Below are 9,418 nucleotides of genomic sequence, written 5' to 3' on the forward strand. Positions count from 1 at the left end.
GTATCAACATGACCGGCACGGCAATTGGCGCCCCCACCGACGGCTACGGCGTAAGGGCCGGGCCAGGGAGCGAACTCCGGCCCGGCCTCGGAGGGGCGTATCAGCATCAGCGGCGCGGCAGTTGGCGCTCGTCGACGCGGCCGTGCGTAGGGGTCCGGGGCCCGCGCCGAGGGACCGGGTCGGACCAACCCGACGAGTGGTGGTCGGCCCGGTCCCTCAGCGTGAACCCGCGAAGTGCTCCCGCACCAGCGCCCGCACCACGTCCACGTCCCCCGCCCCCAGCGCCTCCAGCAGCGTCAGGTGTTCCGCCGCGTCCGCCACCAGGTCGGCCCGGCCGCGCGACACGGGGCCGCCCACCAGGGGCCACTGGGACCGGCGGTGCAGGTCCTCCGCGATGGAGACCAACTGGTCGTTGCCGCACAGGGCGAGCACCGCGCGGTGGAAGGCGCGGTCGGACTCGGCGTAGGTGGCCCGGCAGCCGGTGGTCGCGGCGCGGACGGTCGCGTCGGCGAAGGGGCGCAGTTCCGTCCAGCGTGCGGCGGGGACGGTGCGGGCGAGCCGCAGCATCACGGGGACCTCGATCAGGGCCCGCACCTCGGCCAGCTCGGCCAGCTCCCGCGTACCGCGCACGATCACCCGGAACCCCCGGTTGGGCACGACCTCGACGGCCCCCTCCAGGGCCAGTTGCTGCATCGCCTCGCGGACCGGGGTCGCTGAGACGCCGAAGCGCTCACCGAGCGCCGGCGCCGAGTACACCTCGCCGGGCAGCAGCTCACCGGTGACGAGCGCGGTGCGCAGGGCGTCGAGGATCTGGCCGCGGACGGAGGACCGCTGGACCAGGGGCCGGGGGCGCGGGAAGGGGGTCTCGCTGTGGGTGTGCTCGCCGCGTACGGCTCCGGAACCACCGTCGGGCCCGGACATCCGGTCACCGGCGGCGATGCCCGGCGTACCCCGGTCCCCCTCCTGCGCACCCCGCTCCTGCGCACCCCGGTCCGTCTCCGGGACGCCCCGGTCGCACTCCGCGGCGCGGGGCTGCGCGGGCACCCGTGGCCCCGCGCCGGGGATCCCAGTGCCGGCAAAGCCCTGCGCGCTCCGCTCCACGGGGCCTCCTCCGGACGTATCGGTACTTGGGGTCATTACGGCTGGTTGTTACTCGTCCGTCAAGCACTGTAGGCGTACCGGCCGCCAGTTCAAATCCCGAACATATTGGGTAAGGTAAGGCTTACCTTTGACTCCTTGTCGGATCGGTGGTCCCGGTATGCCCATACGCCCGTCGGCCGTGTCGGACGCGTACGCCCGCCTCGCCGAGGCCTGCCCGGGCCTCGCCATCAGGGAACTGGGGCACGACGAGCCGGCCCCGCGCGGCGGCGGCTGGGTGTCGGCGGCCGCGCTCGCGGAGGGCGGCGCGGACCTGGACGCGTTCCTGGCCTGGGACGACGCCCAGGTGGTGCGTGACTACGGGCAGCCGGCCCGGCCGGACGTCGTGGCCGGCTTCGGACTGCACCGGTACGCCTGGCCCGCCTGTCTGCTGATCACCGTCCCCTGGTTCCTGTATCGCCGGGTCCCGCGCCTCCCCGTGACCCACGTCTCCTACGACCGCACCGGCGGCGGGATGCGGATGGCCGTCCGCACGCCCGACTCGTTCGCCTGCCTGCCGGGCGACCCGGCGGCGGCCCTGCCCGGCGCCCGGGTGGTCCCGAACGAGGAGGCGCTGCGCGCGGAGGTACGGGCCGCCGTCGCCGAGCACCACGAGCCGGTACTGGCCGGCTTCGGCCCGCGCACCCGGCGGCGCGGCCGCGCCCTGTGGGGCATGGTCACGGACGAGATCGTCGAGGGCCTGTGGTACGTCGGCGAACTGCTCGGCGAGGGCGGGGGCGACCGCGCCCGGCACGAACTGGAGCTGCTGCTGCCGGGCGCGACCCGGCCGTACGTCGGCTCGGCGGCCTTCCGGGAACTGACCGGACCGGACGGGCGGGCGCTGCCCACCCGGGACCGGGCGAGCTGCTGCATGTTCTACACGGTGCGCCCCGAGGACACCTGCGCCACCTGCCCGCGCACCTGCGACACGGACCGGGTCGCCAAGCTCACGACCTTCGCCATGAGTTGAGACCCCCTCAGGTCGGTCCGGCACCCCGCGTCCCGTAAGATCACCCGAACGAGATTCCCCGCACCGGTCACGGGTGTTTCACTACTTCCTCACTCGCCACGGGAACTTTCCGTGGAACCACCCGTACGGGTAGTCTTATTCGAACTCAACTCCCGCCCCTCAAGCGGCAGTTCGAGCAGATCGTCGCCCTGGGCATCCCCTTGCACCTCCTTGGCGGCCTCTTGCCCCGAAACCCCCTGAGGGACGGCGGGATTGGGCCACTATGGCGGGCGTTACGCCCTATCCCAATGCAAGGGACCCCAGATGAGACTGACCGACATATCGCTGAACTGGCTGCTTCCGGGCGCCGTGCTGCTCCTGGGCATGCTGGCGGCGGTGGCGGTGCTCGCGCGCGGAAAGCGCTCCTCAGGGGACGCGAGCGACGACTCGTGGGAGCGCACCGAAGAGCGCCGCAGGCGCAAGGAGGCCATATACGGCACCGCCTCCTACGTCCTGCTGTTCTGCTGCGCGGCGGTCGCCGCCGCGCTCTCCTTCCACGGCCTGGTCGGCTTCGGCCGGCAGAACCTGAACCTGACCGGCGGTTGGGAGTACCTCGTGCCGTTCGGCCTGGACGGGGCGGCGATGTTCTGCTCCGTGCTCGCCGTGCGCGAGGCCAGCCACGGTGACGCGGCCCTGGGCTCCCGGATACTCGTATGGACGTTCGCGGGTGCCGCTGCCTGGTTCAACTGGGTGCACGCCCCCCGCGGTCTCGGCCACGACGGCGCCCCGCAGTTCTTCTCCGGCATGTCCCTGTCGGCCGCCGTCCTGTTCGACCGTGCCCTGAAGCAGACCCGCCGGGCCGCGCTGCGCGAGCAGGGCCTGGTGCCGCGTCCGCTGCCCCAGATCCGTGTCGTGCGCTGGCTGCGGGCCCCCCGCGAGACGTACAGGGCCTGGTCGCTGATGCTCCTGGAGAACGTGCGCAGCCTGGACGAGGCCGTCGACGAGGTGCGCGAGGACAAGCGGCAGAAGGAGGCGGCGCGCCTGCGCCGCCGCGAGCAGGACCGTGTGGAGCGCGCCCAGCTCAAGGCGATCAGCCGCGGACACCGCGGGTTCCCGGGCCGCGGCAGCCGGCAGCTGGAGGCCCAGGCCACCCTGGAGCGGGCCACGGAACGCGTTCCCGCGGAGCCTGCCATAGCGGCGAGCTCGCCGGAACAGTTGCCCGTACGTTCGCGGCCCTCCCTCCAGCCCGTCCGTCAGAGCACTGACCCGATCACCGTCGACCTCACCGCGGAGGACGACACCATGGCCCTGCCGCGTCTGGACTCCCTGGAGCGCAAGCTCAAGGATCTGGAGCAGCAGTTCGGCTGACGAGCCGGCATGAGCGGTTACGGGAAGGGGGCGCGACGGAAGAAGTCGCGCCCCCTTCCCGTTGTCCCGTTTCCCCACCGGTCCTGTCGCTCACGCCATTTCGGCGCCCAGTTCGAACCAGACCGCCTTCCCGGTCGCGTGCGGCCGTACGCCCCACGCGTCGGCGAGGGACTGCACCAGGGCCAGGCCCCGGCCGTGCGTGGCGTCGCCGGGGTCCGGTCGGCGCGGCTGTGGCCGGCCGGCCACGAAGTCCCGCACCTCCACCCGCAGACAGTCCGGTCCGACGGTCGCCGTCAGGTACGCGTCCTGGTCGGTGTGGACGAGCGCGTTGGTGACGAGTTCGCTGGTGAGCAGTTCCGCGGTCTCCGACTGTCCGGGCCTCCCCCAGTGCCGCAGCAGTTCGCGCAGCGCCCGGCGCGTCTCGGGTACGGCCCTCAGGTCGGCCCGCCCGAGTCTGCGCCGGAGCTGGGACACCGGCCCCCGCTCGCCGCCGTCCGCCGTGTCCTGCACTGTCTGTTTCCTCGCCGAGGTGTTCGCGATCACGGTCGAACCGCTGCCTCGTGCCTGCCTCTTCATGACCCCCGCCCGCGTGCCGATGTCGGTTTCCCTCCTGCTCGAACACGTTCACGGGATGCTTGCCCCTTCGGGCGACGGGCCAGTCATCTCGGATCGTCGACGACCAGGTGTTCGGCCATGTCCGGGCGGGCCCCAGGGCTCCCCCGCCGGGTCGCGACGCGGTGGCGGCGCTGCCCGGTCCCGGCACCGGCGCGCGAAGTTGGCCGGAATCAGCTCTCCTCGGCGCCCTCGATCCGTGGCCGCGCGTTCCACGCGCGGCATGCCGTCCGGTCGTCGGCGTACTCGTCGGCGCGGGCCGCGGCCCTCCCGACCCCCGTGGCGGGAGGGCCCGCGGCCCCCTCTCTTCAGTTGGCCGAGCGGTCAGCGGAGCTTGTCGACGGCCGTGACCGTCGTCTTCTTGAAGGCCTTCACCGGCGCGTCCCCGAAGTCACCCATCTGCCCCCACTGCACAAGGGTCACGGTCCGGCCGTCGCGGCCGACGGACAGCAGGTGGACGTCGGTGGCGCCCCAGGAGGTCACGGTGTGCAGGCCGTGGACGCGGGCGCCCTCCTCGACCGCGACGCTGCCGTAGTCCTTCACGGCGGCCTCCGTCTCGGGATCGTTCTGCTCGATCTCCGTGGCGCAGGTGCGCATCTCCTTGTTCAGACGGGTCTGGAGCGCCTTCGCCTTCGCCGCGCCGCCGACGACGACCGTGACCTGTACGGCGCCGGTGTCGAGGTCGGTGCGGAACTCCCGGTGGCGGGCGTCGTAGCCGGGCAGGGCGTCCGTCACACAACCGAGCAGCGAGTCCGGGACACCGCCCTTGACCCGGTCGGCCGTCCAGGACGAGGACGGATGCGGCGGCAGGTCCCCGGCGGCGAGGAATCCCGGCGCCCTCTCAGCGGCGCCGGCCGGTACGGCGAGTACGGTGCCGAGGGCGAGGCCCGCGGTGGCGAGTGCGGTGAGCGCTGCCGTTCGGGTGCGGTTGGGCATGGGTGTCCCCCGTGAATGAGTGCTGTCGGACGCATGGTTCGGTACGGCCGCCGCCGATTCCGGATGGTCGGTCCGGCTCGGCTCGGCGGCGATGGCACCAGCATCTGCGGTCGCCGTGGCCCGGGCAAGCTCCGGCACCCGGCCGACGGGCATGGAACCATCCCAGCCCATCTGACGTGCAGGTATATGAGTGCCTGGGATGGCACCCGGGCCGGGCGGAACGACGGTGAGCACGATCTCGAGGGCAACGTCGAGTACGACTGCGAGCACTGCGGCGGGGACGACGACCAGTACGGAGGAACGGTGTCGACCGGTGACGGCGGGGACGAGGTCGCGGAGTTCGCGGCACTGCTGACGGAGCTGAAGGAGCGTACGGGGCGGAGCTACGGCTCCCTGGCGCGCCGCCTCGGCATGAACACCTCCACGCTGCACCGCTACTGCGCCGGCGAGGCCGTACCGCAGGACTTCGCGCCCGTGGAGCGGCTCGCGGAGTTCAGCGGGGCGACCCCCGAGGAACGACTCGAACTGCACCGCCGATGGCTGCGGGCGGTGGCGGTCCGCCAGGCGGCACGGCCTCGCGCGGCGGCGACGACGGAGCCGGGAACGGCGGCCACACAGACCGGTCCCGTTGACGAGGCGGAGGCTGGTGGGGCGGAGGCGGAAGGAGCGGTCGGGTCGGTCGGTGGGCCGCCGCGGCCCTGGTACGGGCGTCGGCGTACCGCGCTGCTCGCGGCCGTCACCTGCGCGCTCCTCGCGACGCTCGGCACGCTGTCCGCGCTCCCGGCCGACCGGCCTTCGTCAGCCTCCCCGCCCTCGCCGTCGTCCTCGTCGGAGACGTCCGTCTCCGCACCGGCCCGTACGACGGCCCCGGCGGCTCCGCGTCCCTCGTCGACGGCCTCCCCGAGCCGCTCCCCCTCGCCCACGCCGGGCGGTGCCTCGCCCACGCCGGGGACGCCGGAGCCGCCCGCCCCCGGAGGGAGCACGCCCGAGGACACGACGGTCCCGCTGACCTGGACCGCCGACTCCCAGGTCTGGGCGCTCGGTTGCAGTCACGACTACGTCGTCGTCCAGCCGCCCGCCAGGGTCCCGCCGCCCCCGGCCGCGCAGGACGCCGCGCCGTGGGCCGCGGCCCAGGGCGCGGTGCACGGGCGCGAGACCGACGTGGAGATCGCGGTGCAGGGCCGCAGCTCCACGGCCGTCGTCCTGACGGCGCTCCGCGTCCGTGTGGTCGGCCGTGGCGACCCGGCCCCCGGCAACGTGTACGCCATGGACCAGGGCTGCGGCGGCTCGATCAGCCCCCGCTACTTCGCCGTCGACCTGGACCGGGACCGCCCGATCGCCCGCCCGGTCGCCGGCAACGACACCGGCACCCCGATCCCGGCGGTCCGGATGCCGTACCGGGTGTCCGCGACGGACCCGGAGGTGCTGCTGGTCACCGCGCGCACGGAGGGCTGCGACTGCTCCTGGTACCTGGAACTGGACTGGTCCTCCGAGGGCCGCACCGGCACGGTGCGCATCGACGACCACGGCCGTCCCTTCCGCACCAGGAGCATCACGGGTCTGCCCCGCTACATGTACGACACCTCCGCGCGCCGGTGGGCGCCGTACCAGTAGGGCCTCAGAGACGCGGGACGTTGCGCAGGTTGGAGCGGGCCATCTGGGCCATGCGTCCGACCCCGCCGTCCAGCACGATCTTCGAGGCGGACAGGGCGAACCCGGTCACCATCTCGGCGCTGATCTTCGGCGGGATGGACAGGGCGTTGGGGTCGGTGACGATGTCGACGAGCGCCGGGCCCTTGTGCTTGAAAGCGCTCTTGAGCGCCCCGGGGAGATCCTTCGGCTTCTCCACGCGCACACCGTGGGCACCGCAGGCGCGGGCGACGGCCGCGAAGTCCGGGTTCTTGTTCGTGGTGCCGTGGGAGGGCAGTCCGGCGACCAGCATCTCCAACTCGACCATGCCCAGCGAGGAGTTGTTGAACAGGACGACCTTCACCGGCAGGTCGTACTGGACGAGGGTGAGGAAGTCGCCCATCAGCATGGAGAACCCGCCGTCGCCGGACATCGACACGACCTGCCGCTCCCGGTCGGTGAACTGCGCGCCGATCGCCATGGGAAGCGCGTTCGCCATCGAACCGTGGGAGAAGGAACCGATCACCCGGCGGCGCCCGTTGGGCGTGATGTAACGGGCCGCCCAGACATTGCACATGCCGGTGTCGACCGTGAAGACGGTGTCCTCGTCCGCGAGCTCGTCGAGGACGGACGCCACGTACTCGGGGTGGATGGGAACGTGTTTCTCCACCTTGCGGGTGTACGCCTTGACGACGCCTTCGAGCGCGTCGGCGTGCTTCTTCAGCATCTTGTCGAGGAAACGCCGGTTCTTCTTCTCCCGCACGCGCGGAATCAGGCAGCGCAGGGTCTCGCGCACGTCGCCCCAGACGGCGAGGTCCAGTTTGGAGCGCCGGCCCAGATGCTCGGGCCGCACGTCGACCTGGGCGATCTTGACGTCGTCGGGCAGGAAGGCGTTGTAGGGAAAGTCGGTTCCGAGCAGGATCAGCAGGTCGCACTCGTGGGTGGCCTCATAGGCCGCGCCGTAGCCGAGGAGGCCGCTCATCCCGACGTCGAACTTGTTGTCGTACTGGATCCACTCCTTTCCCCGCAGCGCATGGCCGATCGGTGACTTGATCTTCTCCGCGAACTGCATCACCTCGGCGTGCGCGCCCGCCGTGCCGCTGCCGCAGAACAGGGTGACCTTGTCGGCCGCGTCGATCAGCCGGACCAGCTCGTCGATCTCGGCGTCGCCGGGGCGGACCGTGGGCCGGGAGGTGACGAGAGCGGTTTCCGCCGCCTTCTCGGGCGCGGGTTCGGCGGCGATGTCGCCGGGGAGGGAGACGACGCTGACCCCGCTGCGGCCGACCGCGTGCTGGATGGCGGTCTGGAGCAGCCTCGGCATCTGCTTCGGGCTGGAGATCAGCTCGCTGTAGTGGCTGCACTCCTGGAAGAGACGGTCGGGGTGGGTCTCCTGGAAGTAGCCCAGGCCGATCTCGCTGGAGGGGATCTGGGAGGCGAGGGCGAGGACCGGCGCCATGGAGCGGTGGGCGTCGTACAGGCCGTTGATGAGGTGCAGGTTGCCCGGTCCGCAGGAGCCGGCGCAGGCCGTCAGTTTGCCCGTGATCTGCGCCTCCGCACCGGCGGCGAACGCGGCGGTCTCCTCGTGCCGGACGTGCACCCAGTCGATGGCGGAGTTGCGGCGGACGGCGTCGACCACCGGGTTGAGGCTGTCGCCGACGACGCCGTAGAGGCGTTCCACTCCGGCGCGGACGAGGATGTCGACGAACTGCTCGGCGACGTTCTGTTTGGCCATGATGCTCTTGTGCCCCTTCGGTCTCCGTAGATCCTTCGGATTCCTCCGGTTCCATCAATCCACAGCGGACCGTCTCACGCCTCCCACACTGCGGCGGCCGTACGGTCGTCCGCGTACCCCTTGACCCTGGTCTGGCTGTCGGCGAGGAACGCGGCGAGGCCCGGCGGGCTGGGCGCGGACCACCGCCGGGCGAGGTGGGCGGGGAGGTCGGGCTCGCCGCGGAACGGTTCGGCGAGGCCGTCGGTGCACATCAGGAGGGTGTCACCCGGGCGGGCGACGGAAGCCCGGAACCGGAAGGGTTCGCGGGGCGGCCCGGGGGCCGGCTCGTACGGGCTCGGCGGGGTGGGGATGCCGAAGTCCATGGTGAGCCGGTCGCCCTCGGGGGTCTCGGCGGGCAGCGCGCCGAAGCCGACCACCGGCCCGCCGGCGACCTCGCCGACCGGCGGCTCGATGTCCCGCCACTCGCCGTCCCGGAGACGGAACAGCCCGCCGGGGCCGACGCCGAAGAAGACCCGGACACGGCAGGCCGGGTCGGCGGGCAGCAGCAGGCAGCGCAGGCCCGCCGCGTACTCCTCGGGGTCCAGGCCCTGTTCGGCGGCGCTGGCGCGGAGGCGGCCCAGGCTGCGGTCGGTGAGACGGTGCAGCCCCGACTTCAGGTCCGCCCGCCGGGCGGCCCGCATGTCCTGCGCGAGCCGGGCCTGGCTGCGGCCCACGGCCCGGCCGATCCAGTGGCACACCTCGGCGGCCGCCCGGTGCGCGCCCGGCGTGGCACGGGCGCCGGTCGCCATCGCGACCAGGAGCAGCGCCTGGTCGCCGGTGCCGAAGCGGGCGGTGAGCAACGAGTCGCGGCGCGGCTCGCCCCGGTAGCGCGCGGAGTCCCCGCGCACGGACGCGGCCCGCAACGTGCAGGCCCCGTACCGGGCCCCGTCCAGGACGGTGTCCGCGACCAGGTCGTGCAGCCGGTCCGGATCGGCGACCGGCAGCGCGGTCGGCTCGGCGTCGTAGGTGGGCGGCCCGGACCCGAGATAGGGCTGGGCCGGGGGCGGCCCGTTGCG

8 protein-coding genes are annotated in these 9,418 nt (G+C 72.8%); 3 read left to right on the top strand and 5 right to left on the bottom strand.

From position 1 onward, the window contains the following. Positions 1–216 precede the first annotated feature (216 nt). Positions 217–1,137 (bottom strand): GntR family transcriptional regulator, encoded by a 921-nt coding sequence (locus BM536_RS25895; protein WP_094103571.1) that lies wholly within the window; start codon positions 1,135–1,137, stop codon positions 217–219. A gap of 121 nt (positions 1,138–1,258) precedes the next feature. Between BM536_RS25895 and BM536_RS25900 the strand changes: the two genes are divergently transcribed. After that, positions 1,259–2,107 (top strand): (2Fe-2S)-binding protein, encoded by an 849-nt coding sequence (locus BM536_RS25900; RefSeq protein WP_094103572.1) that lies wholly within the window; start codon positions 1,259–1,261, stop codon positions 2,105–2,107. A gap of 303 nt (positions 2,108–2,410) precedes the next feature. Next, positions 2,411–3,454: a DUF2637 domain-containing protein gene (locus BM536_RS25905; protein WP_073499150.1), complete on the top strand. Its 1,044-nt coding sequence runs from the start codon at positions 2,411–2,413 to the stop codon at positions 3,452–3,454. A 90-nt stretch (positions 3,455–3,544) separates the two neighbouring features. Here the strand turns inward: BM536_RS25905 and BM536_RS25910 are convergent, their stop codons facing one another. Next, positions 3,545–4,030, bottom strand: a complete 486-nt coding sequence (locus BM536_RS25910) for an ATP-binding protein (RefSeq protein WP_079275255.1) — start codon at positions 4,028–4,030, stop codon at positions 3,545–3,547. A 360-nt stretch (positions 4,031–4,390) separates the two neighbouring features. Beyond that, a complete protein-coding gene (locus BM536_RS25915) occupies positions 4,391–5,002 on the bottom strand; it encodes a hypothetical protein (RefSeq protein WP_073499153.1) in 612 nt (203 codons plus the stop codon). 186 nt (positions 5,003–5,188) lie between these two features. Here BM536_RS25915 and BM536_RS25920 point away from each other — a divergent pair, with 186 nt between their 5' ends. Then, positions 5,189–6,616, top strand: a complete 1,428-nt coding sequence (locus BM536_RS25920; RefSeq protein WP_094103573.1) for a helix-turn-helix domain-containing protein — start codon at positions 5,189–5,191, stop codon at positions 6,614–6,616. Positions 6,617–6,620: 4 nt separating this feature from the next. Here the strand turns inward: BM536_RS25920 and BM536_RS25925 are convergent, their stop codons facing one another. Further along, positions 6,621–8,363 carry a pyruvate dehydrogenase gene (locus BM536_RS25925; RefSeq protein WP_073499155.1) on the bottom strand — a complete coding sequence of 581 codons (1,743 nt, stop codon included), beginning with the start codon at positions 8,361–8,363 and terminating at the stop codon, positions 6,621–6,623. A 74-nt stretch (positions 8,364–8,437) separates the two neighbouring features. Next, the coding region (locus BM536_RS25930) for a protein phosphatase 2C domain-containing protein (protein ID WP_094103574.1) at positions 8,438–9,418 on the bottom strand (981 nt) is incomplete at its 5' end.

The sequence above is a fragment of the Streptomyces phaeoluteigriseus genome (genome assembly GCF_001896135.2).
Lineage (GTDB): Bacteria > Actinomycetota > Actinomycetes > Streptomycetales > Streptomycetaceae > Streptomyces > Streptomyces phaeoluteigriseus.